The 26,895-nt window shown below is 50.1% G+C and carries 28 protein-coding genes; 9 read left to right on the top strand and 19 right to left on the bottom strand.

Annotated elements, in window-relative coordinates; translation table 11 throughout:
• Positions 1 to 225 precede the first annotated feature (225 nt).
• The gene (mltF, locus tag D8682_RS21350; protein WP_121815753.1) at positions 226 to 1,794 is read left to right on the top strand and encodes a membrane-bound lytic murein transglycosylase MltF; all 1,569 of its coding nucleotides are present in this window, start codon (positions 226 to 228) and stop codon (positions 1,792 to 1,794) included.
• Here mltF and tadA read toward each other — a convergent pair.
• From tadA to murQ, 4 genes are all read right to left on the bottom strand, one after another.
• Positions 1,679 to 2,149, bottom strand: a complete 471-nt coding sequence (gene tadA / locus D8682_RS21345) for a tRNA adenosine(34) deaminase TadA (RefSeq protein ID WP_370090881.1) — start codon at positions 2,147 to 2,149, stop codon at positions 1,679 to 1,681. The genes mltF and tadA overlap by 116 nt on opposite strands.
• Before the next feature lie 92 nt (positions 2,150 to 2,241).
• A complete protein-coding gene (gene yfhb / locus D8682_RS21340; protein WP_064544381.1) occupies positions 2,242 to 2,880 on the bottom strand; it encodes a phosphatidylglycerophosphatase C in 639 nt (212 codons plus the stop codon).
• Between the two features lie 3 nt (positions 2,881 to 2,883).
• Positions 2,884 to 4,251 carry a PTS transporter subunit EIIC gene (locus D8682_RS21335; RefSeq protein WP_064544379.1) on the bottom strand — a complete coding sequence of 456 codons (1,368 nt, stop codon included), beginning with the start codon at positions 4,249 to 4,251 and terminating at the stop codon, positions 2,884 to 2,886.
• Between the two features lie 16 nt (positions 4,252 to 4,267).
• Complete coding sequence (murQ, locus tag D8682_RS21330) at positions 4,268 to 5,161, bottom strand: N-acetylmuramic acid 6-phosphate etherase (protein ID WP_121815752.1); 894 nt, start codon at positions 5,159 to 5,161, stop codon at positions 4,268 to 4,270.
• A 126-nt stretch (positions 5,162 to 5,287) separates the two neighbouring features.
• On the opposite strand from murQ, the gene D8682_RS21325 reads away from it, so the two are divergent.
• Together D8682_RS21325 and D8682_RS21320 are read left to right on the top strand one after the other, a co-directional pair.
• Positions 5,288 to 6,136: a MurR/RpiR family transcriptional regulator gene (locus D8682_RS21325; protein ID WP_064544377.1), complete on the top strand. Its 849-nt coding sequence runs from the start codon at positions 5,288 to 5,290 to the stop codon at positions 6,134 to 6,136.
• 55 nt (positions 6,137 to 6,191) lie between these two features.
• Positions 6,192 to 6,452, top strand: a complete 261-nt coding sequence (locus tag D8682_RS21320; protein ID WP_064544375.1) for a YfhL family 4Fe-4S dicluster ferredoxin — start codon at positions 6,192 to 6,194, stop codon at positions 6,450 to 6,452.
• Here the strand turns inward: D8682_RS21320 and acpS are convergent.
• The 12 genes from acpS to D8682_RS27495 form a co-directional block, all read right to left on the bottom strand.
• Complete coding sequence (gene acpS, locus D8682_RS21315) at positions 6,449 to 6,829, bottom strand: holo-ACP synthase (RefSeq protein ID WP_064544373.1); 381 nt, start codon at positions 6,827 to 6,829, stop codon at positions 6,449 to 6,451. The genes D8682_RS21320 and acpS overlap by 4 nt on opposite strands.
• Positions 6,829 to 7,560, bottom strand: a complete 732-nt coding sequence (gene pdxJ, locus D8682_RS21310) for a pyridoxine 5'-phosphate synthase (RefSeq protein ID WP_064544371.1) — start codon at positions 7,558 to 7,560, stop codon at positions 6,829 to 6,831. Before pdxJ ends, acpS begins: the two co-directional genes overlap by 1 nt.
• A 75-nt stretch (positions 7,561 to 7,635) precedes the next feature.
• Positions 7,636 to 8,373: a DNA repair protein RecO gene (gene recO / locus D8682_RS21305; protein WP_064544369.1), complete on the bottom strand. Its 738-nt coding sequence runs from the start codon at positions 8,371 to 8,373 to the stop codon at positions 7,636 to 7,638.
• 3 nt (positions 8,374 to 8,376) lie between these two features.
• Positions 8,377 to 9,279: a GTPase Era gene (gene era / locus D8682_RS21300; RefSeq protein ID WP_064544367.1), complete on the bottom strand. Its 903-nt coding sequence runs from the start codon at positions 9,277 to 9,279 to the stop codon at positions 8,377 to 8,379.
• Complete coding sequence (gene rnc, locus D8682_RS21295; RefSeq protein ID WP_064513123.1) at positions 9,279 to 9,959, bottom strand: ribonuclease III; 681 nt, start codon at positions 9,957 to 9,959, stop codon at positions 9,279 to 9,281. The genes era and rnc overlap by 1 nt, the downstream gene beginning before the upstream one ends.
• A gap of 171 nt (positions 9,960 to 10,130) precedes the next feature.
• Positions 10,131 to 11,105 carry a signal peptidase I gene (lepB, locus tag D8682_RS21290; protein ID WP_064544365.1) on the bottom strand — a complete coding sequence of 325 codons (975 nt, stop codon included), beginning with the start codon at positions 11,103 to 11,105 and terminating at the stop codon, positions 10,131 to 10,133.
• A 14-nt stretch (positions 11,106 to 11,119) separates the two neighbouring features.
• Positions 11,120 to 12,919 (bottom strand): translation elongation factor 4, encoded by a 1,800-nt coding sequence (gene lepA, locus D8682_RS21285; RefSeq protein WP_064544363.1) that lies wholly within the window; start codon positions 12,917 to 12,919, stop codon positions 11,120 to 11,122.
• 205 nt (positions 12,920 to 13,124) lie between these two features.
• Positions 13,125 to 13,604, bottom strand: a complete 480-nt coding sequence (rseC, locus tag D8682_RS21275) for a SoxR-reducing system protein RseC (RefSeq protein ID WP_064544361.1) — start codon at positions 13,602 to 13,604, stop codon at positions 13,125 to 13,127.
• Positions 13,601 to 14,557 carry a sigma-E factor regulatory protein RseB gene (gene rseB / locus D8682_RS21270; RefSeq protein ID WP_064544359.1) on the bottom strand — a complete coding sequence of 319 codons (957 nt, stop codon included), beginning with the start codon at positions 14,555 to 14,557 and terminating at the stop codon, positions 13,601 to 13,603. Before rseB ends, rseC begins: the two co-directional genes overlap by 4 nt.
• Positions 14,557 to 15,204 carry an anti-sigma-E factor RseA gene (rseA, locus tag D8682_RS21265; RefSeq protein ID WP_064544358.1) on the bottom strand — a complete coding sequence of 216 codons (648 nt, stop codon included), beginning with the start codon at positions 15,202 to 15,204 and terminating at the stop codon, positions 14,557 to 14,559. The genes rseB and rseA overlap by 1 nt, the downstream gene beginning before the upstream one ends.
• Positions 15,205 to 15,235: 31 nt before the next feature.
• Positions 15,236 to 15,811, bottom strand: coding sequence for an RNA polymerase sigma factor RpoE (gene rpoE / locus D8682_RS21260; RefSeq protein WP_064544357.1), 576 nt, complete (start codon positions 15,809 to 15,811; stop codon positions 15,236 to 15,238).
• A gap of 22 nt (positions 15,812 to 15,833) precedes the next feature.
• The gene (locus D8682_RS27495) at positions 15,834 to 15,890 is read right to left on the bottom strand and encodes a hypothetical protein (protein WP_370090880.1); all 57 of its coding nucleotides are present in this window, start codon (positions 15,888 to 15,890) and stop codon (positions 15,834 to 15,836) included.
• A 354-nt stretch (positions 15,891 to 16,244) separates the two neighbouring features.
• On the opposite strand from D8682_RS27495, the gene nadB reads away from it, so the two are divergent.
• Positions 16,245 to 17,861, top strand: coding sequence for an L-aspartate oxidase (gene nadB / locus D8682_RS21255; protein WP_064544353.1), 1,617 nt, complete (start codon positions 16,245 to 16,247; stop codon positions 17,859 to 17,861).
• Here the strand turns inward: nadB and D8682_RS21250 are convergent.
• Entirely contained in the window at positions 17,846 to 18,583 is a 738-nt protein-coding gene (locus D8682_RS21250) for a tRNA1(Val) (adenine(37)-N6)-methyltransferase (RefSeq protein ID WP_064544351.1), read from the bottom strand. The two genes, nadB and D8682_RS21250, sit on opposite strands and share 16 nt — an antisense overlap.
• Before the next feature lie 133 nt (positions 18,584 to 18,716).
• Here D8682_RS21250 and srmB point away from each other — a divergent pair, with 133 nt between their 5' ends.
• A complete protein-coding gene (gene srmB, locus D8682_RS21245; RefSeq protein ID WP_121815084.1) occupies positions 18,717 to 20,039 on the top strand; it encodes an ATP-dependent RNA helicase SrmB in 1,323 nt (440 codons plus the stop codon).
• Between the two features lie 145 nt (positions 20,040 to 20,184).
• Here srmB and grcA read toward each other — a convergent pair whose 3' ends face one another.
• On the bottom strand, positions 20,185 to 20,568 hold the full coding sequence (gene grcA / locus D8682_RS21240; RefSeq protein WP_064544347.1) for an autonomous glycyl radical cofactor GrcA: 384 nt from the start codon (positions 20,566 to 20,568) through the stop codon (positions 20,185 to 20,187).
• Positions 20,569 to 20,887: 319 nt separating this feature from the next.
• Between grcA and ung the strand changes: the two genes are divergently transcribed.
• A complete protein-coding gene (gene ung, locus D8682_RS21235; RefSeq protein ID WP_121815083.1) occupies positions 20,888 to 21,568 on the top strand; it encodes a uracil-DNA glycosylase in 681 nt (226 codons plus the stop codon).
• A gap of 54 nt (positions 21,569 to 21,622) precedes the next feature.
• Here ung and D8682_RS21230 read toward each other — a convergent pair whose 3' ends face one another.
• A complete protein-coding gene (locus D8682_RS21230) occupies positions 21,623 to 22,684 on the bottom strand; it encodes a tRNA/rRNA methyltransferase (RefSeq protein WP_064544343.1) in 1,062 nt (353 codons plus the stop codon).
• A 211-nt stretch (positions 22,685 to 22,895) separates the two neighbouring features.
• Between D8682_RS21230 and trxC the strand changes: the two genes are divergently transcribed.
• The 3 genes from trxC to pat all read left to right on the top strand — a co-directional run bounded on the left by trxC (position 22,896) and on the right by pat (position 26,783).
• Positions 22,896 to 23,315, top strand: coding sequence for a thioredoxin TrxC (gene trxC, locus D8682_RS21225; protein WP_064544341.1), 420 nt, complete (start codon positions 22,896 to 22,898; stop codon positions 23,313 to 23,315).
• 73 nt (positions 23,316 to 23,388) lie between these two features.
• A complete protein-coding gene (locus tag D8682_RS21220; protein WP_064544339.1) occupies positions 23,389 to 24,090 on the top strand; it encodes a tRNA-uridine aminocarboxypropyltransferase in 702 nt (233 codons plus the stop codon).
• A 32-nt stretch (positions 24,091 to 24,122) separates the two neighbouring features.
• Positions 24,123 to 26,783, top strand: a complete 2,661-nt coding sequence (pat, locus tag D8682_RS21215) for a protein lysine acetyltransferase (protein WP_121815082.1) — start codon at positions 24,123 to 24,125, stop codon at positions 26,781 to 26,783.
• Positions 26,784 to 26,895 lie beyond the last annotated feature (112 nt).

Here is a 26,895-nt window from a genome sequence, read left to right as displayed (position 1 = left end):
GCAAGGGGAAAACGGGCGCCATTATAGAGAATCCGCGGCCTTGACGAAACCGTTTGCGTATAAATAAACGGATTAGTTTTCAGTGGCGAGAATTTAGCCATAAATGTTGAATAAGTTGCACAGTGGCGTTTTGTTAAGCAAAATGCGCCACACCTTATTGTATAACCTCCATTTTTGATGCTCTGTTGTTAGCGAAAACTCGACGCCTCGTTGCAGATTAAATACTTGAAAAGATTTAAGATTAATTATCTGCTTATCGGTGCCGTAACCGTGTTGCTGGCAGTGGCGCTCTGGCCCTCCATTCCCTGGTTCGGACAAGCCGAAAACCGCATCGCCGCCATTCAAGCGCGGGGGGTTTTGCGCGTCAGTACTATTGAGTCTCCGCTGACCTACACCCTTTATCAGGGTAAAAAAATTGGCCTCGATTATGAGCTGGCGGAACAGTTTGCCAGGTATCTGGACGTGAAGCTGGAAGTGACTGTTCGCCCAAATATTCAGGAACTGTTTGACGACATTGATAGTGGCCGGGCCGATATTATCGCAGCGGGTCTGGTGTATGACACACAACGTAGCCAGCATTACCAGGCGGGGCCGGCATATTATTCCGTTTCCCAGCAGATGGTTTATCGCATGGGTAGCCAACGCCCAAAGACGTTGGCGAGCATCAAAGAAAACCAGCTGGTGCTGTCACCTGGTGTCACATCGCTGGGCGCATTGAACAAACTTAAACAACAGAAATACCCGGATTTAAGCTGGCGCATTGATAATCAGCTCAGCAGTACAGAGCTGATGCAGCAAGTCGTGGATGGGAAGATTGCATTTACCATTGCCGATTCCGTGGCAATCAGCACCTTCCAGCGCGTTCATCCACAGTTGGCTGTCGCACTGGATATCACCGACGAGCAGCCGGTGACGTGGTTTAGCGCATTAGATAGCGACGACAGCCTTTCCGCTGCCCTGCTCGACTTTTATAACCGTCTCAATAGCGACGATACCTTTGCGCGCCTCGAAGAAAAATATCTCGGCCATGTTGGCGATTTTGATTATGTCGATACCCGCACCTTCCTCAAAGCGGTAGATTCCGTGCTGCCAGAGCTACAGCCACTCTTTGAAAAACATGCCACCGAAATAGACTGGCGTTTGCTGGCTGCCATCTCCTATCAGGAATCACATTGGGATAACCAGGCGACCTCGCCAACCGGTGTGCGTGGGTTGATGATGCTGACCAAAAATACCGCACAAAGCCTTGGAGTGACTGACCGGTTAGATCCAGAGCAAAGTATTGAAGGAGGAAGCCGTTATCTGAGAGATATGATGACGAAAGTCCCTGACAGTGTGCCAAAGGATGAACAAATTTGGTTTGCGCTGACCGCCTATAACATGGGATACGCTCATATGCTGGATGCCCGTCAACTGACGGCGAAGCAAAAAGGTAATCCGGACAGCTGGGCGGACGTCAAAATGCGCCTGCCGCTACTTAGCCAAAAACAGTACTACTCGAAAACAAAGTATGGTTACGCCCGTGGTCATGAGGCGTATGCCTATGTGGAGAATATCCGCAAATATTACATTAGCCTGGTGGGATATTTGCTCGAAAAAGAGAAACTGATAGCGCAAACGGAAAAACAAGAAGAAGAAAATGCACTACAAGATCCCGTCGCTGACGCTGAAGATCGGGCTACTCCGCACTTCGGGCCTTTTCCTTTAGGGCCTTTTTCTCAAGGCGACGAGCGCGAAAAAAATCGCTCAACATTGCCGAACACTCTGCTGCCATTACGCCCTCAGTCACATTAACCTGGTGATTCATACCAGGATGGCCCAGCACATCCATTAGCGATCCAATCGCGCCAGTTTTGGCATCACGCGCGCCAAAGACTAAATGGCCGATGCGGCCATGAACCATCGCGCCTGCACACATGACGCAAGGCTCAAGGGTGACGTAAAGTGTGGTTTCCAGCAGGCGATAATTTTGCAACACCAACCCACCCTGGCGCAGCGCCATAATTTCCGCATGCGCTGTCGGATCGTGTCTACCAATCGGTCGGTTCCAGCCTTCGCCAATCACCTGGTTGTTATGCACCAGCACCGCACCAACCGGAACTTCACCTTCTTCCCACGCACGACGTGCAAGGGTCAGCGCATGACGCATCCAGTGTTCGTGGGTAAATTCACTTTCTGACAAGGGACTCTCCGGGCTAGCTTAGGGCGGCGCATTATACACAGTCGTTACAAGAGACGGAATTATTCGAGTTGCTGGAGATTACCCTGCGGTGTAACCCTCCAGCGGTGCTGGCAGAAAAAGAGTAGCGGGTTGTCTTGATTGCTGTCGCTGTAACCACTGTAGAGTTGCAGTGGCGTGCCGATTTGTTGTTCCAGCTGTGACACTTTTTCATGCCCGAGGCAACGCAATGTGAGTACCCACCCACCGTGGGAGCGCTTGATTTGGCTGGCGATAAGCTTCACTTTTGGCAGCCACGGCGTATCGAAATAAACCTGCTGCACCAGCGGTTGTGGGGAGCCGGTGATAAGCCAGACATCAGCATCTGAACTGGTCAGGTAATCGGTCAGGCGCTGTTGTACTACGGGGAATGCAGTCACGCGCTCACGGAACCACGTCACGAAATTCGTTTCCAGTTGCTTGAGGCGCGTTTCGCTGTGACCGAAGGTTGCGCCCCACAACAACAGGCTCATTGGCCAGCGAGCGGCGCGCCCCTTAAACAATAACGCGCCACCGATCACCGGCAGAAGCGGAATGACAAGTAACAGATTGAGGGGCTGATGGCGCAGCAAGTAGCGCAAGAAGCTGCCGAACATATCCTGCTGATGCAGCGTGCCATCTAAATCGAAAAAAACTACCCGACGCTCACTCTGAGTTGCCAAACGTTACTCCTCTGGATCATTAAAGCCCATAAACCATGTAAATAAGAACCCGGCGATAACCGCTATCAGAAAGCCTAACAGATAGAACATCACTTTTCCGGCAACAATGGTTAATGCCAGCGGTAAACCTGAAATTCCGAAGGTGATGACAGTCGCCACTTTCCAGTAACTGATGAGCGCCCCACCCACCGCGCCGCCTAAACAGGCGCCGATAAATGGTTTACCCAACGGCAACGTTACCCCGAAAATCAACGGTTCACCGATACCCAGCAACCCAACGGGTAATGCGCCTTTAATCAGTTTTTTCAGGCGTTGGTTACGCGTTTTCAGCAATACCGCCAGTGCCGCCCCGACCTGCCCGACACCGGCCATCGCCAGAATGGGCAGCAAAGCGTTTTGGCCGTGTGTCTGGATAAGCTCAACATGAATCGGCACCAGTCCCTGATGTAACCCCGACAAGACTAGCGGCAGGAAGACGCCAGAAAGTATTGCACCGACCACCAGTCCACCTTTATCAATTGCCAGGGTCGCACCGTGGGCAATCGCATCAGAAATCAGGCCACCCAGCGGTTGTAACGCCACAATCGCAATCGATGCAGTAATTAAGGTGGTCAGCAGTGGGTTGAGGATCAGCTCAATTGAACCTGGCAATAACTTGCGTAACCGTTTTTCAATCCAGCACATCAGCGCCACCACCAGCAACACCGCGATAACCCCGCCGCGCCCCGGTTGCAGGTTTTCGCCAAACAGGTGGATTTGCGCCAGTTGCGGGCTGGAAAGAATCCCGGCCATCACGCCGCCCATCGCCATTGAGCCGCCGAATACTTTAGCGGCATTTACGCCCACCAGAATATTCATGATAGCAAACACGGCACTACCGAAGATGGCAAGTAAGCCGAGAATGTTCGGATACTGCGTGGCAAGGTCACCCACAATATCCGGGCGTTTGAGGATATTAATAATCCCGGTGATAAGCCCTGAAGCAATAAAAGCTGGAATCAATGGAATAAAGACGTTGGCCAGTTTACGCAGCGCTTCGCTCATCGGAGCCTGATAACGCGCTTTCGCCTGAGCTTTATTCTGTGCAATATCGTCTTCTGCTAAGAGCGTTTGGCCATTGCTTTGCAACAGTTCACGCATGGCATCGACTACCTGAGCTGCACGACCCGGCCCAACAATAAGCTGATGCTGCGTTCCTTGTTTCACATAGCCACTAACTCCCGGCAGTTTCTTCAGACGGGCAATATCAAGCTGGTTATCGTCATGTACTTCGACGCGTACGCGTGTCATACAGTTTTCCAGACGGGCGATATTTGCCTGCCCACCGATTCCAAGCAATATTTCACTGGCAAGAGTTGCTGTCATATCCATGATTCAGTGCCTGCTTTTAGTTTTTCAGTGCTGGGCGAAGATAACCATTGCTGTCTGCCAGACGCGTGTAAGCCGTCTGCGCATCCACACCAGTGAGTATCATTAGAATGGCGGGCTTCACTTCGTAATCTGTTTGTTTGAGCGCATTTTCAGCATCAATACGAGCGGCTCCGGTCGCTTCCATGACAATACGACACGCCCGATCCACAAGCTTAATATTGGTGGCTTTCATATCGACCATCAGGTTCTGGTAAACCTTACCCAGTTTCACCATCGCGCCAGTGGAAATCATATTCAGCACCAGTTTTTGCGCAGTGCCTGATTTCAGGCGCGTGGAACCCGTCAGGGCTTCCGGGCCGACGACCGGAGAAATGGCAATTTCAGCTTCCAGTGCAATGGCAGAACCTGGATTACAGGAAATCGCTGCGGTACGACAGCCAAGATTGCGCGCATAACGCAGGCCACCAATCACATACGGCGTGCGGCCTGACGCAGCAAGCCCAACCACCATGTCGTTGGCGGTTAGCTCCAGGGCTTTCAGGTCGTCCTCGCCCAATTGCTGGTTGTCTTCAGCACCTTCGACGGCTTTCAGTAATGCGCCAGGGCCACCAGCGATTAAACCAATCACCAGACCGTGTGGCACGCCAAAAGTCGGCGGGCATTCTGAGGCGTCCAGCACACCTAACCGTCCGCTAGTTCCCGCGCCCATATAAATCAAACGGCCACCCGCCTGAAGCGACACAGCGGCAGCATCAACGGCTTTGGCAACTTCGGGCAATGTTTTCTCAACAGCCTCTGCCACCAGGGCATCCTGTTGATTAAAGCGCTGGACCATTTCAAGTGTAGAGAGACAATCGAGATCCATGGTTTGTGGATTACGAGTTTCAGAAACGAGTGAGCCGAGATTCATCATGTGCCTTTGAATATTTAATTCCTTAAAGTTTCTACATGATGGAATATTAAATTCATTCAGGCGAGCGTAATTTACGTTATTATGGAGCCGCTCACATAATTGACCCGACGGACTGGAGAGGACATGAACTGCTTATTGCGTATTCGAAGCCGCTACCCAACCCTGGCACAAAGCGACCGTAGACTGGCTGACTTTTTGCTGGAGAAGCCCGACTACGCGCGCCATTTAAGTTCACAGCAGCTTGCCACCGAGGCAGGTGTCAGCCAGTCCAGCGTGGTGAAATTTTCCCAAAAACTGGGGTTCAAAGGTTTTCCTGCTCTGAAACTGGCAATCAGTGAAGCGCTGGCCAGCGGCCAGGAACCACAATCTGTGCCTGTTCATAATCTGATATTGGGTGATGACCCACTGCGGTTAGTGGGCGAAAAGCTGATTAAGGATAATTTGGCCGCGATGCGTGCCACGCTTGATGTCAACAGTGAAGAAAAACTGCTAGCGAGTGTGGATATGTTGCGCAATGCACGCCGGGTGCTGCTGGTAGGTATTGGCGCCTCTGGCCTGGTTGCCAAGAATTTTTCCTGGAAGCTGATGAAAATTGGTATTAATGCGGTGGCGGAGCAAGACATGCATGCATTACTGGCGACGGCCCAAGCTTCAAGCAGTGACGACGTGCTATTGGCTATTTCCTATTCTGGTGAACGGCGTGAGATAAATCTTGCCGCTGATGAAACCCTGCGTACCGGAGCAAAAATCCTCGCGATTACCGGTTTTACACCTAACGCTTTACAACAACGCGCCACTCTTTGCCTGTATACCATCGCTGAAGAACAGGCGACACGCAGCGCGGCAATTTCATCCACCAGCGCGCAAATGATGCTGACCGACCTTCTGTTTATGGCGCTGGTACAAAGGGATTTGGAGCACGCGCCGGGGCGAATTCGCCACAGTGAAGCACTGGTAAAAAAACTGGTTTGACCGGTGATTGGGCGTATAATGCCCGCCCTGTTTCTGTTGTTATCGAGATCTTCCCATGGCACTGCTCATCACTAAAAAATGTATTAACTGCGATATGTGCGAGCCGGAGTGCCCGAACGAAGCTATTTCCATGGGGGAGAGCATTTATGAGATCAACACCGATCGCTGCACTGAATGCGTCGGGCATTACGAAACGCCAACCTGCCAGAAAGTCTGTCCGATCCCGAATACTATCATTAGCGATCCGGCGCATATTGAGAACCAGGAGCAACTGTGGGACAAGTTCGTTCAGTTGCATCATGCAGACAAACTTTAGTTCTCAATAATTACCGTTGCACACGCATAGTGCCGTTCATCGGCAAGCGTAACATGCACTGAGCGCACGCCCATTCTTTGCGCGACTCGTTCCGCCTCTTCCCAAAACCGTAATTGCGGTTTGCCTAGTGGATCGTTAAAAACCTCGAACTGATTAAACGCCAGGCCATTGCGAATTCCTGTCCCAAACGCTTTGGCTGCAGCTTCCTTTACTGCAAAGCGTTTGGCAAGAAAGCGCACCGGCTGCTGGTGCGCCTGGTATTGCAGCCATTCATTGGCACTAAGCACACGCTTCGCCAGGCGGTCGCCGGAACGTGAGATAACGCTTTCGATACGCGCTATCTCCACGATATCGGTGCCAAGGCCAAGAATAGCCATTAGCTACGTGCTTCCAGCATCAGACGTTTCATTTCTGCTACCGCTTCTTTCAAACCGCTCATTACCGCACGGCCAATTATTGCATGGCCGATATTCAGCTCATGCATTTCTGGCAAACGGGCAATAGCTTTGACGTTGTGATAAGTCAGCCCGTGTCCGGCGTTCACTTTCAGGCCTTTTCCGGCGGCATAGGTTGCTGCTTCGGCAATACGCGCCAGTTCTTTGGCTTGAGTCACGTCGTCTTTTGCATCAGCGTAGCAGCCGGTGTGAATTTCGATATATGGCGCACCAACAGCTACCGCTGCATCAATTTGCGCGTGGTCAGCATCAATAAACAGTGAAACCAGAATGCCAGCATCGGCCAGCCGTTTGCAGGCATCACGCATTTTATCCAGTTGACCGGCGACATCTAGCCCGCCTTCGGTAGTCACTTCCTGACGCTTTTCTGGCACAAGGCAGCAGAAATGAGGCTTGGTTTCGCAAGCAATATCAAGCATCTCTTCGGTAACGGCCATTTCCAGATTCATACGTGTGTCGAGGGTCTGGCGCAAGATGCGTACATCGCGATCGGTGATGTGCCGGCGATCTTCACGCAGGTGAACGGTAATACCGTCAGCCCCTGCTTGTTCGCAGATAAATGCCGCCTGCACTGGGTCTGGGTATGCCGTGCCACGTGCGTTACGTAAAGTTGCGATGTGATCGATATTGACGCCTAACAGTAATTTAGACATGCCTTTCCTCGGGTCAGAACGGTTTGAGTTCAGGCAGTTTACACCGGGTAAGGAAAGCATGGCTACGACCAGACGTTATTGCGGGTCTTGCGGTGATTTGAGTGGTGGAATTTTAGGCACAAACTGGCGGAATAATTCGCGGCTTTTAAGCGGTTTGCCACCGAGGTAAGGTTTCAGCGCCATTCTGGTAAAACGTTTCGCGGCGCGTAAGGATGCAATATCAGGGAATTCGCGATTGGCGAGAGCTTTGAGTTCATGCCCAGTGAAACTACGGTTATCCACCACCAGGCTCGCGATAAACCCTTTCTCTTCACGATAGCGATAAGTCATGGTGTCGCTGACTTCTTCCCCGCTTCCTGCGCAGTGCAGGAAATCCACGCCATATCCCAGGTGCCCCAGCAGAGCCAATTCAAATCGGCGCAATGCCGGTTCCGGCGAGCCGCTGGTTCCCGCTAATGCCTGAATGCAATGAAGGTAGTCGAAAAATAATTCAGAGAAACGGGTTTCATCTTCCAGCACGCGTGAAACCAGTTCATTCACGTACAGGCCGCTGTAGAGCGTAATACCACTAAGTGGAAGTGCCAGTGAGACAGCTTCGGCGCTACGCAGTGTTTTGACTTCACCACGACCGCCCCAGCGAACCAGCAAAGGGGTAAAGGGTTGTAGAGTCCCTTTAAGGTTAGAGCGGCGAGAACGAGCGCCTTTCGCAATTAAACGAACGCGCCCGGACTCTTCAGAAAAGAGGTCTAGCAGAAGGCTGGTTTCGCTCCAGGGGCGACTATGCAGGACAAAAGCCCGTTGCCAGCCTTCCATTGGTTAGTCGTCTGTGTAGCCGAGGCTGCGCAACGCGCGCTCGTCATCTGCCCAGCCGGATTTAACCTTCACCCACAATTCCAGGTGAATTTTCGCTTCAAACATGTCTTCCATGTCTTTACGCGCTTCGATACCGATGGTTTTGATTTTGGCGCCTTTGTTGCCAATCACCATTTTCTTCTGGCCTTCACGTTCAACCAGAATCAAACCATTGATGTCGTAACCACCGCGAGCGTTAGTCACAAACTGTTCAATTTCAACGGTCACGGAATACGGTAATTCCGCGCCAAGGAAACGCATCAGCTTTTCACGGATGATTTCAGAAGCCATGAAACGCTGAGAACGGTCAGTGATGTAATCTTCCGGGAAGTGATGAATCGCTTCTGGCAGACGTTTACGCACGATGCTGGCGATAGTATCCACGTTCATGCCGTTTTCAGCAGAAATAGGCACGATATCGAGGAAGTTCATCTGGCTACCGAGGAATTGCAGGTGCGGCAGCAAAACGCCTTTATCCTGAACGTTATCGACTTTGTTCACCGCAAGAATTACCGGCGCTCGCGCGTCACGCAGTTTGTTAAGCACCATCTCGTCATCTGCGGTCCACTTAGTGCCTTCAACCACAAAGATAACCAGCTCAACGTCACCGATGGAGCTGCTGGCAGCTTTGTTCATCAGGCGGTTGATGGCACGTTTTTCTTCCATATGCAGCCCTGGGGTATCGACGTAAATCGCCTGATACGGACCTTCAGTATGGATGCCCATAATGCGGTGACGAGTGGTCTGCGCTTTACGGGAAGTAATAGAGATTTTTTGCCCAAGCAACTGGTTTAGCAGCGTGGATTTGCCGACATTCGGGCGACCAACGATGGCCACGAATCCGCAAAAGGTTTGTTCTTCGCTCATTATTCCAGCTCCAGCTTGATAAGCGCCTGCTCAGCTGCAGCCTGTTCCGCTTTACGGCGGCTTGAACCGGTACCAACGACCGGCTCAGGCAGGCCACTCACCTGACAGTGAATGGTAAATTCCTGATCGTGCGCTTCACCACGAACCTGCACCACCAAATAAGATGGCAGTGGCAAGTGGCGACCCTGCAAATACTCTTGCAGACGCGTCTTAGGGTCTTTTTGCTTATCGCCTGGGCTAATTTCATCCAGACGAGATTGATACCAGGAAAGAATTAAGCGCTCAACGTTCTGGATATCGCTGTCGAGGAAAACACCACCAATTAAGGCTTCGACGGTATCGGCCAGAATAGATTCGCGGCGGAAACCACCGCTTTTCAATTCACCCGGCCCAAGGCGCAGACATTCGCCTAATTCAAATTCGCGGGCAATTTCTGCCAGCGTATTGCCGCGCACCAGCGTCGCACGCATACGGCTCATATCGCCTTCGTCAACACGAGGGAAACGATGGTAAAGCGCGTTTGCGATAACGTAGCTAAGAATTGAGTCACCCAGGAATTCCAGACGCTCATTGTGCTTGCTGCTGGCACTGCGATGCGTTAATGCCTGTTGCAACAGATCCTGATGTACAAAAGTGTAGCCCAGCTTACGCTGCAGCCTATTTATTACGATGGGGTTCATGCGATACCAATTAATGAATGCGTCAATTATTCAGCACACGGAACAGACCTGAAAAAGAGAACCAACGCTGTTTCGTTTGCCGTGGCTCCTCTAAGAGGAGCCAACCTTAATACGGGGGGATATTCTATAGATAACGACATAGAAAGTCGTTATCTGAATAGATTTAATTGATCAATGAATTCCGCCAATACGGCTTAAACGAACACCCGTTGGCCATTCACCTTCTTGTTTCTCAAAACTCATCCAGATTGCCGTCGCTTTACCTACCAGATTTGCCTCAGGAACAAAGCCCCAATAACGGCTATCAGCGCTGTTATCGCGGTTATCACCCATCATGAAGTAATGGCCTGGTGGAACAATCCAGGTCGCCAGTTGTTGGCCTGGTTGCTGGTAGTACATCCCCAGTTGATCCTGAGCGATTGGCACCGTCAATATGTTGTGAGTTACATCACCCAACGTTTCTTTGCGCTCAGACAGACGGATACCGTCTTCTTTGGTCTGGTTCAGCGGCAACTGGAAGAAACCAGAATTCGCTTCACTGCCGTTACGGCGCGCAAAGGTCTGAACGAAATCGCTCGGCTCTACGTTGCTGTAAGTAATTGGCAGAGCGTTATCACATGCCTGGCCAGAACTGCAATTTGGCTGGACCGTGACTTCTTTTGCAACGGGATCGTAACTGACGCGATCGCCCGGTAAACCAACAGCACGCTTGATGTAATCCAGACGAGGATCTTGCGGGTATTTAAAGACCACAATATCACCGCGTTTTGGATGACCCGTTTCAATGAGCGTTTTCTGGTAAATCGGATCTTTAATGCCGTAGGCAAATTTCTCCACCAGAATAAAGTCGCCAATTAATAACGTTGGCATCATTGATCCTGATGGGATCTGGAACGGTTCATAGATAAACGAACGCACGATCAAGACAATAGCGAGCACCGGGAATACGGATGCCCCCGTTTCTAACCAACCTGGCTTAGGTGCCACTTTTTTTAGCGTTTTGCTATCAAGTGCATCACCAGTGGCAGCTTGCGCTGCCGCCTGTTTTTCCTGACGCTTTGGCGCAAAGATAAATTTATCGATACACCATAAAAGGCCCGTTACCAGCGTCGCTATCACGAGGATTAGCGCAAACATATTCGCCATGCCAACTCCTTAATTTATTTGCTGTCTTTGCCGACATGCAGAATGGCGAGGAACGCTTCCTGAGGCAATTCGACGTTACCGACTTGCTTCATACGCTTCTTACCGTCTTTCTGTTTCTGCAACAGCTTTTTCTTACGGCTTACGTCACCGCCGTAGCATTTCGCCAGAACGTTTTTACGCAACTGTTTCACGGTAGAACGCGCAATAATATGTGCGCCGATTGCCGCCTGAATCGCAATATCGAACTGTTGACGTGGGATCAGCTCCTGCATTTTCTCAACCAACTGACGGCCACGGAACTGCGAGTTGCCACGGTGAGTGATCAATGCCAGAGCATCAACACGGTCGCCGTTAATCAGTACATCAACACGTACCATGTCAGAGGTCTGGAAACGTTTGAAGTTATAGTCCAGAGAAGCATAGCCACGGGATGTTGATTTCAGACGGTCGAAGAAGTCGAGTACTACTTCTGCCATCGGGATTTCGTAAGTCAACGCAACCTGGTTACCGTGGTAGACCATGTTGGTCTGTACGCCACGTTTTTCGATACACAGAGTGATGACGCTGCCCAGATATTCCTGTGGCATCAGCATATGACATTCAGCGATTGGCTCACGCAGTTCAGCAATGTTATTCAGTGCTGGCAGCTTAGATGGGCTATCAACATAAATTGTTTCGCCGCTGGTGGTTTCAACTTCGTAAACTACGGTTGGCGCTGTGGTAATCAGGTCAAGGTCGTATTCACGTTCCAGACGTTCCTGAATGATTTCCATGTGCAACAGACCAAGGAAGCCACAACGGAAGCCGAAGCCCAGTGCCGTTGAGCTTTCTGGCTCAAAGAACAAGGAGGCATCGTTCAGGCTCAATTTACCCAACGCATCACGGAAGTTTTCGTAATCGTCAGAGCTTACCGGGAACAGACCCGCATAAACCTGTGGTTTCACTTTTTTGAAACCTGGCAGCGCTTTATCTGCTGGGTTACGCGAAAGGGTCAGGGTATCGCCAACCGGTGCGCCGAGAATGTCTTTGATCGCACAAACCAACCAGCCAACTTCACCACAACCCAGTACATCGCGATCAACACGTTTTGGCGTGAAGATGCCCAAACGGTCAGCGTTATAGACCTGGCCGGTGCTCATAACTTTGATTTTGTCGCCTTTTCTCATGGTACCGTTTTTGATACGAACCAGAGAAACAACGCCGAGGTAGTTATCGAACCAGGAATCGATGATCAGTGCCTGTAATGGCGCATCTGGATCACCTTCTGGGCCCGGGATATCACGCACCAGACGTTCAAGTACATCTGTTACGCCAAAGCCGGTTTTAGCCGAGCAGCGCACCGCATCAGCGGCATCAATGCCAACAATATCTTCAATTTCCTGCGCAGCGCGTTCAGGATCGGCAGCTGGCAAGTCAATTTTGTTCAGAACTGGAACCACTTCCAGATCCATTTCCATGGCGGTATAGCAGTTTGCCAGGGTCTGAGCTTCTACGCCCTGACCAGCATCGACCACCAGCAGCGCACCTTCGCAGGCTGCCAGAGAACGGGAAACTTCATAAGAGAAGTCAACGTGGCCTGGGGTGTCGATGAAATTCAGATGATAGGTTTCGCCATCTGATGCTTTGTAATCCAACGTTACGCTTTGCGCTTTGATGGTAATACCACGTTCACGCTCCAGATCCATGGAGTCAAGAACCTGAGCTTCCATTTCACGGTCAGACAAGCCGCCGCAAATTTGGATAATACGGTCAGACAGCGTCGATTTGCCGTGGTCGATGTGGGCAATAATAGAAAAGTTACGTATATTCTTCATAGTTAGAGGTTTTTATGCCTTACAAATCCGGGAAAGCTCGGCGCAATGCGCTGTACAGAGCGTGATGTCAATGGCTGTCTTTTGCCTGAAACGCCGCATTCTACACTACAACGAGAAAGCGAGGAAACAGGTCATCATGCAAGCGTAGCTGAGAGATGAAAGACCTATAGAAAGTGTGTCTAACAGATTGCGGATATCGGAGACTCTACTGGCTATCCGCAGGAGTCGTCGTTTCGACTCTAAGAACATTTGGTGGTAGTGCGACACTGAGAATAACAGGTTGCCAGGTTTCACGGCGGCTGAGCTTTAATGAGAACCCGCGCGCGATCAGAAAACCGCCCACGCCGCCCAGAACAGCACCGCAAATCGCCGCAAGGTTGGTACCAAACAGCGCCTGAAACACTCCCGAAACCAGAAATAAGCCCAGCAATGGGGACATATAAACCAGCAACGCAGAACCTATCAGGCTGCCTTCAGCAATACCCAATTCGACTTTTTGCCCCGCCACCAGCGGCGTATCGCAAGCAACAGACAAGGTGTGGCTGGTTTGTGGGCCGAGTTTGTTGAGAATGCGGCTGCCGCAGCCTGCGCGCGAAGCACAGCTACTGCATGACGCTTTTACGTCACAGCTTAACAGTGCTTCACCTTTTTGCCAGGAGATAACGGTAGCCCACTCCTTGATCATTGCGCTGTCCTGAATTTGATACTGTCAGCAATACGTTTCGCTGTTTGTGGCGGAAGCTCACCGACGATCGTAATTTCAGTTTTATCCCGAACTTCAGAACTCACCGTGCGGCGCCCGGTGCGCAGTAGCTGATCGGTGCTATTGCTGGCTGCACGGCTAATGTTGACCGAGAAGCTGAACAGACCATCAGAATACAGGCGAGATTCGATAGGAACATCAACAGTCGGCAATGGACGACGGCTGCTGGAGACCTCACTAAAACCTTGCGGCAACCAGGTCGGTGCCCAGGCAAAATTGATTTTTTCAGCACCCGGCACTGACAGCAATGGCGGTAAATTCGCCTTCGCCAGGCTTTGCATCATGCCGTTGGCTTCTTTGCTGACGTTGAAGGAAATAACGCGGAATTGCTCCAGCGTTTCACCATCACGGTCCAGCAAATCAACACGCATAGGTAATTTGGTTTCCGAGTCCAACCACACCATATAGCTGTAACGCGTGCCATCTCGTGCCACGACTCGGATTACTTCGCAAAGCCTGTCGGCAATACGAGTGCGTCCGACAGAAATGAAGTCGTAATAAGGTGTTAAGCGTTTGAAATCGGTGTAGACGATTGATGGAAGCGAGTCAACAATGTAATCACCAGTGAGCGTAAACGGCTCAAGCCCTGGTTCAAAATAGCTGATTTCACTGCCACGCTGGACAACTTCTCGGCGTGGGCCATCCATCTGAAGCAATTGCGCAAGTGGACGATTATCAAGTCTTGCATGGCGATAGCGTAAGGACTCTATCCCTTGCTTATTAATACTGATAAATGCCAACTCATAATTGAGTGACTGACTCGCCTGGTTCATTTGCTGCAACAACGCCCCGGACGAAACTGTGTCCGCCGAGGCATTTGAGCTGAACAACAGGCTGCTTGTCATAAGAGACAGTGCATACCAAAGTTGCTTCATTACTGCGATTGAGTTCCTAACGTTTGGTTTCCTGGCACTTGTACCGCAGCTTGCTGGGTTTGTGCCTGTTCAAACTGGAGTTGCTCGGCGTGTAAACGACGCTGCAATTCGTAATCTTGCAGCATAGCATTGATACGTCGACGTTGTTCCTGTACCTGCTGCTGACCAGTACTTGCAGTGCTGTCAGACGGAACACCCAAGCTTACCGGGCTCGCTTTACCCATCATCGGTAAAGTGTTGAACACAGGAGCTTCAGGCTGCGCAGGATTGTCAGATTGGCCATTATATTGCTGCACACCAACGATTACCGCAAGCGATACGCATGCTGCAACACCCACTTGGGTAAGCTGGCTGGCCCACGGACGTACCTTTTTCCAGAACGACATTTTCTGCCATTGCTGAGGTTCAGGCTGCTGTTCAGTAATAAGTGGCGTGACATGACGCACTGGTTCATTTTCGATTGCCGCCATAACATTGGCTGCAATATCAAAATGAAGCAATTCACTGGTATCGCCGCGCATAGTATCGCGGATTAGGTGGTAGCTCTCCCAGCTTTGCTGCAATGATTTGTCTTGTGACAAGACACTTAGCAGTTCGCTATCCAGAGTTTCCCCATCCATTAAAGCGGAAAGCTGTTCTTTCTGCATGCCTAATTACCCTTCCAGTAACCCGCTATCGTCAACGCCTGATAAGCGGTTGAACTTTATTATCAATAGCTTCCCGCGCACGGAAAATACGAGAACGTACTGTCCCTACCGGGCAATCCATGATGGCGGCTATTTCTTCATAGCTCAAACCATCCAACTCCCGCAACGTAATTGCCATGCGTAAATCTTCCGGGAGTGACTCAATAGTACGGAAAACTATTTGTCTCAGTTCTTCAGACAACATTAAGTTCTCAGGGTTCGAAATTTCTTTCAATGCACTGCCACTTTCGTAGTTTTCCGCATCAATTGCGTCCACATCGCTTGATGGAGGACGACGACCCTGAGCAACCAGATAATTTTTTGCCGTGTTGACCGCGATGCGGTACAACCATGTATAAAACGCACTATCGCCACGGAATGAATCCAGTGCGCGATAAGCTTTGATAAAAGACTCCTGCACCACGTCAGGAACATCTCCTGAAGGTACATATCGGGAAACCAGACTCGCCACTTTATGCTGATAGCGAACCACCAGTAAATTAAATGACGTCTTGTCTCCCTTCTGGACCCGTTCGACGAGGACCTGATCCGTTAACTGCTCACTCATCCGAGGTAATGTCTCCCCAAACCTATTTCCACGCGTAATTGAAAAGCCACCCGAACTCTGCATAAATGAGCAAGTTCACGGTTGGAGCACTCGATTTGAGCAAAGTTCCATTACGCCGTTGTTTTCCTGATCTGTCCCACGAATTATCTCTTCTTGATTATAAGTTTCATGGCACAAATGGTGGCACCTTTTTTGTCCGAAAAGGCGATCGCTAGATTCATGCAGAGTATCGCATGAATGATGATTTTTCATTAGAAAATCTGCCACTAACAGTGAACTGGCACGAAAAAGTGCTTAAAGACACTATTATTCGGATGAAACTGAGCTTTGCCTTACTTTTGTTTAGTTCATATAACACCAGTTTAAAAAAAACGTGTTACAGCCCACATCGGGTGATATGCTGGCCTGACCTTTGTTTAGTAAATTAAACACGATGAACGCAAATTCCGAACTCGCTTGTGATGTATTAATCGTTGGTAGCGGAGCTGCTGGCCTCTCTCTAGCCTTACGGCTTGCCGAAAACTGCAAAGTTATTGTTCTGAGTAAAGGGCCAATTAATGAAGGCTCAACGTTTTATGCTCAGGGTGGCATTGCCGCGGTGTTTGATGAAACGGATAGCATCGATTCACATGTCGAAGATACGCTGATTGCAGGCGCCGGAATTTGCGATCGAGATGCGGTGGAGTTTGTCGCCAGTAACGCACGCCATTGCGTGCAATGGTTAATCGATCAAGGTGTGTTGTTTGACACTGAGATCCAGGCTAATGGCGCGGAAAGCTATCATTTAACTCGCGAAGGTGGGCATAGCCATCGCCGTATTCTCCATGCTGCAGACGCCACTGGCAAAGAAGTTGAAACCACACTAGTCGGCAAAGCACTGAGCCATCCAAATATTCGTGTTATCGAACGTAGTAACGCCGTAGATCTTATTGTTTCAGACAAGATCGGTCTGCCTGGCACGCGACGTGTCGTGGGGGCCTGGATCTGGAACCGTAATCGCGAGAAAGTGGAAACTTGCCGTGCGAAAGCCGTGGTTTTAGCCACTGGCGGCGCGTCGAAGGTTTATCAGTACACCACTAATCCAGATATTTCTTCAGGTGATGGCATTGCCATGGCGTGGCGTGCAGGTTGCCGCGTTGCCAATCTGGAATTTAATCAGTTCCATCCAACAGCCCTCTTCCATCCTCAGGCTCGTAATTTCCTGCTAACCGAAGCATTGCGCGGTGAAGGTGCTTACCTCAAGCGCCCAGATGGCAGTCGCTTTATGCCAGATTTTGATGAGCGTGGCGAACTGGCTCCGCGTGATATCGTCGCTCGTGCCATCGACCATGAAATGAAACGTCTGGGTGCCGATTGCATGTATCTGGATATTAGCCACAAGCCCGAAGAGTTTGTGCGCCACCATTTCCCAACGATTTACGAAAAGTTGATGGGGCTGGGTATCGATCTGACTAAAGAACCAGTACCTGTGGTGCCCGCTGCCCATTACACCTGTGGCGGTGTGATGGTTGATGAAAATGGCCGTACTGACGTTGATGGGCTATACGCTATTGGCGAAGTGACTTATACCGGTCTGCATGGTGCAAACCGTATGGCGTCGAACTCGTTGTTAGAATGCCTGGTTTATGGCTGGTCTGCTGCAGAAGATATTATGAAGCGTATGCCATACGCGCGTATTTCCAGATCATTACCTGACTGGGATGACAGCCGGGTCGATAATCCTGATGAGCAGGTCGTTATCCAGCATAACTGGCATGAACTGCGTTTATTTATGTGGGATTACGTCGGTATTGTGCGTTCCACGCGCCGACTGGAGCGAGCATTGCGCAGAATTACCATGTTGCAGCAGGAAATTGACGAGTACTATGCCAACTTCCGCGTGTCGAACAATTTACTGGAACTGCGCAACCTTGTGCAGGTTGCCGAGTTAATTGTGCGCTGTGCCATGATGCGTAAAGAAAGCCGGGGTTTGCACTACACGCTGGACTACCCGGATTTGGCTGAAAATTCTGGGCCAAGCATTCTTTCACCGCTTTACATAAACAAATAGAAGTCCTGGGTCAGGCCACAGTAACCTTCGGAATAGTGTTGGTCTGGCCCACGAATCGTCAAACGCTCGGTAAAATACTCACCATCAGTTGGTGACAGTGCCAACATCACACGATGCGGCAAGCGAGTTTCATTATCTGCGATATCCGTACGGTAACGTACAAACCATCCCTGTGTTTTTGCCAGTTCACAAAAAGCCGTTCCCGACGTTTCAGGCATGATCACACAGAAAAAACCATCTTCAGTGATCAACTGTGCGGCACTACTCAACAACGCGTTATGATCAAGCGTTGTGGTATAGCGAGCCTGAGCGCGCTCCGGCGAAGCACAATCACTGCCCTGGGAAAAAAATGGCGGGTTGCTGACGATTAACGAGTAACGTTGCGTGGCTTGTTGCGCCCATTCACGAATATCAGCGCAATGAACTGAGATACGCGAAGACCACTTGCACCCTGCGGCGTTTTCCGCAGCTTGCTCAGCGGCAACAGGATCAAGTTCTACTGCATCGATCGTGACATTGTCAGGCGTGCGCTGCGCTAGCATTAATGCCAGCAAGCCGCTTCCGGTGCCAATATCCAACACGTTTTTCACATTTGCTACGGGTACCCATGCGCCCAGCAATGTGCCATCGGTACCGACTTTCATTGCGCATCGATCGTGCGCTACAAAGAACTGTTTGAAGGTGAATCCATCACGACGCAATACTGCTTTTTGACTGCACATCTTAGCTACCCTGTAGAGAAACGGGTGTAGCATAGGGGAAAGTCGCTGCCAGGAAAAGCATCAGTTATCCACACAAACAGATGAAGATCGCAGCCATAACGTCTATAATCGGCGCCCTACATAGAGGAAGACCATGACTGTAACCACTTTTTCCGAACTGGAACTTGACGAGAGCTTGTTGCTCGCGCTCCAGGACAAGGGCTTTACCCGCCCGACAGCTATTCAGGCTGCCGCCATTCCACCTGCACTTGAAGGGCGTGATGTCCTTGGTTCCGCACCAACCGGTACCGGTAAAACAGCCGCTTATTTGCTGCCTGTGTTACAGCATTTGGTCGATTTCCCGCGTAAGAAGTCTGGACCACCACGTATTTTGATTGTCACGCCAACACGTGAACTGGCAATGCAAGTAGCCGATCATGCTCGTGAACTGGCAAAACATACCCATCTTGATATCGCAACCATCACGGGTGGCGTGGCATATATGAACCACGCTGAAGTGTTCAGCGAAAACCAGGATATCGTTGTTGCAACAACGGGTCGCCTGCTGCAATACATTAAAGAAGAAAACTTTGATTGCCGTGCAGTAGAGACACTGATTCTTGATGAAGCCGATCGCATGTTGGATCTGGGCTTTGCGCAGGATATTGAAACCATTGCTGCTGAAACTCGCTGGCGCAAACAAACCATGCTGTTCTCTGCAACGCTGGAAGGCGATGCGATTAAGAATTTCGCAGAACGTTTGTTAGAAGATCCAGTTGAAGTTTCCGCGACATCATCAACACGCGAGCGCAAGAAAATCCACCAGTGGTACTACCGCGCCGACAACGTTGAGCACAAAACTGCACTGCTGGTGCATTTGCTGAAACAGCCGGATACCACCCGTTCGATCGTTTTTGTTCGCAAACGTGACCGTGTGCATGAGCTGGTTGCCTGGCTGCGTGAAGCGGGTATCAACACCTGCTACCTCGAAGGCGAAATGGTGCAGATGAAGCGTACCGAAGCTATCAAGCGTTTGACTGATGGCCGCGTGAACGTATTGATCGCTACAGATGTTGCCGCACGTGGTATTGATATTCCAGAAGTCAGCCATGTCTTCAACTTTGATATGCCGCGTACAGCCGATACTTACCTGCACCGTATTGGGCGTACAGGCCGTGCTGGCCTCAAAGGAATCGCTATTTCTCTGGTTGAAGCGCATGACCATTTGCTACTTGGCAAAGTGACGCGTTACATGAAAGAACCCATGAAATCGCGCATAATTGAAGAGCTGCGCCCAACGACCCGTGCACCAAGTGAGAAGCTCACTGGTAAGCCGTCGAAGAAAGTGCTCGCTAAGCGTGAAGAAAAGAAAAAAGACGATAAAGAAAAGCCGCGTGTGAAGGTCCGTCTACGCGATAAAAAGAATGTCGGTAAGCGCCGTAAACCAAGCAGTGCGAAAACCGAATCCGCTGAATAATTCGTCAGCAGCTATAGAAACCGTCTCCCAGGAGGCGGTTTTTTTATGATTTGAGTTAGAGTTTTAACCGTTCCGTTACATTCTTGAACCAGAACCATAAAAAAAGCCGGTGCAACTGCCACCGGCTTTTTAAATATTTTAAGAATTACAGGCTTGCAGTGAAAGTACGAGCAATAACGTCACGCTGTTGTTCTGGAGTCAGTGAGTTGAAACGTACCGCATAGCCAGACACACGAATGGTCAACTGTGGGTATTTTTCTGGGTGCTTAACAGCATCTTCCAGAGTTTCACGACGCAGAACGTTCACGTTCAGATGCTGGCCACCTTCTACACGAACTTCAGGTTTTGCTTCCACGCCGATTTCGCGATATTCGAACTCACCCAATTTGCTCACTGCGACAACTTCGTCTTCTGCAAAATCAGCTTTAGCACATACACAACGCGCTTCACCTTTTTCGCTGTCTAACAGCCAGATAGAGTTCAAGAGTGAATCATTTGCAGCTTTAGTAATTTGGATACCAGTAATCATTTTATTTCTCCCTTTGGGCTAATTTTGTGATTCTATTTCGGGCCATAAACTGGCTCATTGGTAAAACCATTGTTGCGTTACTGATCTTTATACTAGCCAAACCAGCTTCAAACCTTGATTTAAATCAATTAAATCCATGCCATCAATGTGCCTATGATATCATTTATTTGTTTTACATCAACTTAGCGAGGCTCGTGAAAATTAAAAATTATGTAAATTTTCAACTTTTTTTAAGTTTATGGCGCTTCCGTTGCTGATTCATTTCCTTAGAAGAAAGAAGCCGTTAAGCTAGTCGCATTACGAATCGCAGGAGAGCGAGATGACTACCCCCCTCACCTGGCACGATGTGCTAGCGCAAGAAAAGCAACAACCCTACTTCACGAATACTCTGGCAACCGTTGCTGAACGACGTGCTGCAGGGGTGACGGTTTATCCACCTCAGAAAGACGTCTTCAAAGCCTTCCGATTTACTGAGTTGGCTGATGTGAAAGTCGTGATTCTTGGGCAAGATCCTTACCATGGTCCTGGGCAAGCGCATGGCCTGGCTTTTTCTGTTCTGCCGGGGGTTGCTGTGCCACCCTCTTTAAAGAATATGTACAAAGAGTTGCAGAGCGACATTGCTGATTTTGTGCAACCAAACCATGGTTATCTCGAAAGCTGGGCGCGTCAGGGCGTGCTTTTACTCAACACGGTATTAACCGTCGAGGCGGGTAATGCGCATTCGCATGCGAAATTAGGCTGGGAAACATTCACAGATAAGGTGATTGCGCTGATTAACGAACACTGCGAAGGCGTCGTCTTTTTACTGTGGGGGTCACATGCACAGAAGAAAGGCAGCTTTATTGACCGGAACCGCCACTATGTATTACAAGCCCCTCATCCGTCACCTTTGTCGGCACACCGTGGTTTTCTGGGGTGCGGCCACTTCTCGAAAACCAATCAATATCTGATGGAACATAACCAGCCAGCAATAAACTGGACGCCGGTATTACCAGATTAAACAGACAAAAAAGCCAGCTTTCGCTGGCTTTTCAAATCAGTCATTAACAATGCATTACGCTTTGTTTTGACGCCACCACTCAGACAGCAACACACCGGTTGCCACTGATACGTTCAGACTTTCAACGTTACCAGTACCTGTGATAGCAACGCTCATGTCAGCATTTTCAAAGGTTGCGTCAGACACACCTTCGCGTTCCTGACCTAACACCAAAACCATTTTCTTCGGCAGCTCAGCTTTGAAAAGCGGAGTCCCTTTGTGGCTTGATGTTGTGACTATCGCGTAACCGGCTTTACGGAACTGCTCCAGACCTTCTTCGAAAGTCTCGCCGCTGATAGCTTCAACATGCTCTGCACCGCCTTCGGCAGTACGAACTGCAGCGCCAGACTCCAGCATTGCTGCATCTTCCACCAATAAGCCTTTCACACCAAAGTGTGCACAGCTGCGCATAATGCCGCCGAGGTTGTGCGGGTTAGCAACGTTTTCCAACGCCAGTACACAATCTTCTTCGCCAGCTTTAGATAACCAGCTGTCAACAGTAATGCCGCGACGCTTTTTAATGATGAAGCAAACGCCACCGTGGTGTTCTGTACCGGATGCTTTTACCAACTCCGCATCATCTACCACATGGTAGGCTTTACGGTTTGCAGCCATCCAACGTAATGCTTCTTTGAAACGCGGGGTCACGCTCTGGATAAACCAGGCGCGTACGATGCAATCAGGGCGGCTAAGGAACAGAGCCTGACATGCGTTCTCACCGTAAACACGTGTTTCTTCCGCACGTTGGCGGCGAATGATTTCAGGGTCAACAATAGGTCTGCCATTGGCACCCATTTGCTCGCCTGCATCAGACACTTCTTCTCTTGGCGGTCGTGAAACCGTGCGCCATGGATTATCACCACGATCTTCACGATCGTCACTACGATTCCGCTCGCGCCCTGCGCCAGGTTTATCATCGCGACGTGGACCACGACGGCCCTCACCCCGTGACGGTGCTGCTGGACGCCCACCGCCTTTACCTGTGCGCGGGTTTTGGCTGCGTTTTTCGCTGTCATCGTCACCGCGGACATACATCACTTTGACCTTGCCGCTTTTACCTTTAAATTCGTCGTTCATGCTTTTCTCCACCTGGCTGAGCGCGTGGCGCGCAGATTACCCGATGTGGCACTGGTTAGCCATTAACTTTGGTCAAAAGCCGGCAACTATTGTAGCCATCGAATAAATCACTTGGCTGGCACTCGACTAATCGCCAATAATATTTAACATATGAGAAACATCATCTGTGATTTTCGTCATTTTTGGACAACACATCCTTTAGAGGTTAGTTATGAATACCGTTTGTGCCGCCTGCCAGGCAATTAATCGCATCCCCGATGAGCGTATTGATGACGGTGCTAAATGCGGCCGTTGTGGTCATGAACTGTTCGATGGTGAGGTTATTAATGCCACCAGCGAAACCCTGGATAAATTGCTGCAAGACGACTTACCGGTAGTTGTAGATTTCTGGGCGCCATGGTGCGGCCCTTGCGTCAACTTCGCGCCAATCTTCGAAGACGTAGCCGAAGAACGCAGTGGCAAAGTACGTTTCGTTAAAGTTAATACCGAAGCGGAGCCTGCACTTAGCGCACGTTTTCGTATCCGCAGCATTCCGACCATTATGGTTTTCAAAAAAGGTGAGATGGTCGACATGCTAAACGGAGCAATGCCGAAAGCACCATTTGATAGCTGGCTGAACGAAAATCTCTAAGTTCACAGGTACGTTTCTTTGTACCCGTGAACTTCATCTACGTTAGAATGGCGTTTTTAAGCTTGTTTATCTGATGACTGAAAACGCCGTCTTACGTCTTCGTGCCGAACGCCTGGCGCGTGCAACTCGTCCATTTCTTGCTCGTGGTAACCGCATCCGCCGTTGCCAGCGCTGCCTGCTGCCGCTAAAACAATGCCTGTGTGAAACACTACAGCCACAGAATGCACGAAGCCGTTTCTGCCTGGTTATGTTTGACACAGAGCCAATGAAGCCGAGTAATACCGGGCGACTTATTGCAGATATTTTGCCAGACACTGAAGCATTCCAGTGGTCACGAACAGAACCACCACAGGCACTGCTCGATTTAGTCAGCTCCCCAGATTACCAACCAATGGTTGTGTTCCCTGCATCTTATGCAAGCATTGAGCGAGAAGTCCTGACTACGCCTCCAAAAAGTGGCAAACCACCACTTTTTATCATGCTCGATGGCACATGGACTGAAGCCCGTAAGATGTTCCGCAAGAGCCCATATCTGGATAATCTGCCGGTCATTTCTGTGGATTTGAGTATTGTTTCTGCCTACCGACTGCGTGAAGCCCATGCCGATGGACAATACTGCACCGCCGAAGTTGCTGCAGCGTTGCTCGCACTTGCAGACGATGAGCACGCAGCCGTCGGGCTGACAGAGCATTTTACGTTGTTCCGTGAACGATATCTGGCAGGTAAACCTCATCATCAATCCAGTGTCACAGCAGCGGAGCCAGAAAGCGTTTAAACTCACTGGGTTAATTCTCAGGGGAGAGAACAATGAGTCAACGTGGGCTGGAGGCGCTACTGCGCCCCAAATCAATCGCTGTTGTCGGAGCTTCTGCAAAAACAGATCGGGCCGGTTATTTAATGATGCGCAATCTGTTGGCCGGAGGCTTTAATGGCCCGGTAATGCCAGTGACACCAACCCATAAAGCGGTGTGTGGTGTTCTTGCCTGGCCAGATATCGCAAGCCTCCCCTTCCCCCCTGACCTTGCGGTAATTTGCACTCATTCGAAACGTAACCCGGAATTACTGCAATCACTGGGAGAAAAAGGGTGTAAAGCCTGCATTATTCTCTCCGCTCCACCAGAACAACTTCCCGAATTATTAGCTTGTGCTAATCAATGGCAAATGCGTTTGCTCGGTCCAAATAGCCTTGGGCTGCTTGCGCCATGGCAAGGCCTTAATGCGAGTTTCTCACCCGTTCCGATTCAGAAGGGCAAGTTGGCATTCATCTCGCAATCTGCAGCTGTGTCCAACACCATTCTTGACTGGGCTCAACAACGAGAAATGGGATTCTCGTGGTTTATTGCGCTGGGTGACAGTCTGGATATTGATGTTGATGAGCTGCTGGATTATCTGGCTCGCGATACCAAAACCAGTGCGATTTTGCTTTATCTCGAACACCTGAGCGATGCGCGACGTTTTGTCTCGGCGGCACGAAGTGCTTCACGTAACAAACCCATTCTGGTGATTAAAAGCGGAAGAAGTGGCAAAGCCCAGGAGTTGCTCAAAACACATATTGGGCTTGATGCAGCGTGGGACGCAGCCATTCAACGAGCCGGTTTATTGCGCGTTCAAGACACTCATGAACTCTTTTCAGCTGTAGAAACATTAAGCCACATGCGCCCACTGCGCGGTGAACGCTTAATGATTATCAGTAATGGTGCGGCGCCCGCGGCACTGGCGCTGGACGAATTATGGTTACGCAACGGTAAACTTGCGACCCTGAGTGACGAAATCCTCGGTAAGCTAAAAAGTGTGTTGCCAATCAGTGTTGAAACTGGAAACCCGCTTGATTTACGCGACGATGCGACACCTGAGCGCTATCTCCGGGCAGTGGAAACCCTGCTTGATAGCCAGGACTTTGACGCATTAATGATTATTCATGCCCCGAGTGCAGCAGCCCCGGGAACCGAAAGTGCCACGGCCTTAATTGAGTTAATACACCGTCATCCGCGTAGCAAATATATAACTTTGATCACCAACTGGTGTGGCGAGTATTCCTCGCAGGAATCCAGGCGATTATTCAGCGACGCAAGCATTCCCACTTACCGTACCCCTGAAGGTGCAGTCACCGCCTTTATGCACATGGTGGAATATCGCAGAAATCAGAAACAACTGCGTGAAACCCCAGCGCTACCCGCCAATTTGAAAGCCAATGCCAGCGATGCCCATCTTCTTATCCAGCAAGCATTAAGCGAAGGTGCGACGTCGCTCGATACTCACGAAGTACGTCCGATTTTGCAGGCTTATGGGTTGAATACGCTACCCACCTGGATTGCCGGTGACAGTGCAGAAGCAGTGCATATTGCCGAACAAATAGGTTATCCGGTCGCGCTGAAGCTACGCTCCCCAGATATTCCGCATAAATCTGAAGTTCAGGGGGTAATGCTGTATCTAAGAACCGCCGCTGAGGTTCAGCAAGCCGCTGATGCAATTATTGACCGCGTGAAAATGGCGTGGCCGCAAGCTCGTATCCATGGGCTATTGGTACAAAGTATGGCTAACCGTGCTGGCGCTCAGGAACTCCGAATCGTGGTTGAGCACGATCCGGTGTTTGGCCCGCTGATAATGTTGGGCGAAGGTGGCGTTGAGTGGCGTCCGGACCAGCAGGCTGTTGTGGCTCTTCCACCACTCAATATGAACCTTGCCCGCTACCTTGTTATTCAGGCGATAAAAAGCGGCAAAATCCGTGGACGCAGTGCATTACGCCCGCTGGATGTGCCAGGTATTAGCCAGATCCTGGTTCAGGTTTCAAACTTAATCGTTGATTGCCCGGAGATTCGTCGCCTGGATATTCACCCACTATTGGCTTCAGGCAATGAGTTCACGCTTCTGGATGTCACATTGCAACTCGATAAGTTTGAGGGGGATCCGGAAAGCCGCCTTGCAATACGCCCATATCCGTACCAGCTGGAAGAAAGCATCACTCTCAAGAATGGCGAACAATGTCTGTTCCGCCCGATCCTCCCGGAAGATGAACCTTTGTTGCAACAGTTTATTTCCCTGGTAACCAAAGAGGATCTTTACTATCGCTATTTCAGCGAGATCAACGAATTTACCCATGAAGATTTAGCCAATATGACCCAGATCGACTACGATCGAGAAATGGCTTTTGTGGCTATTCGTGAGCTAAACGGATCACCGGAGATAATCGGTGTGACTCGTGCGATCTCAGATCCCGACAACATTGATGCCGAGTTTGCTGTGCTTGTACGTTCCGATTTGAAGGGACTCGGGTTAGGGCGGCGTCTGCTGGAAAAACTGATTAGTTACACCGGCGAACATGGGCTGCAAAGATTGAATGGCATTACCATGCCAAACAACCGAGGTATGGTCTCTTTGGCGCGAAAACTCGGATTTGATGTCGATATACAACTGGAAGATGGCATCGTCAGTCTGACTCTTCCATTGATAAAAAGCATGGATTCGTGAGTAAGGTACTGGAAAACTTACTCACTTTGCGGGTCAGTAGTGGTATTATCAGCAAGTTCTGACGTCTGGATTTTGCAGAAGGCCATCCAATGAATAGAGAAGATACGCACTG

Origin of the sequence: Buttiauxella sp. 3AFRM03 (assembly GCF_003675305.1) — a bacterium.
Taxonomy (GTDB): Bacteria; Pseudomonadota; Gammaproteobacteria; order Enterobacterales; family Enterobacteriaceae; genus Buttiauxella; species Buttiauxella ferragutiae.
This window is presented reverse-complemented; position numbering and strand designations above follow the sequence as displayed.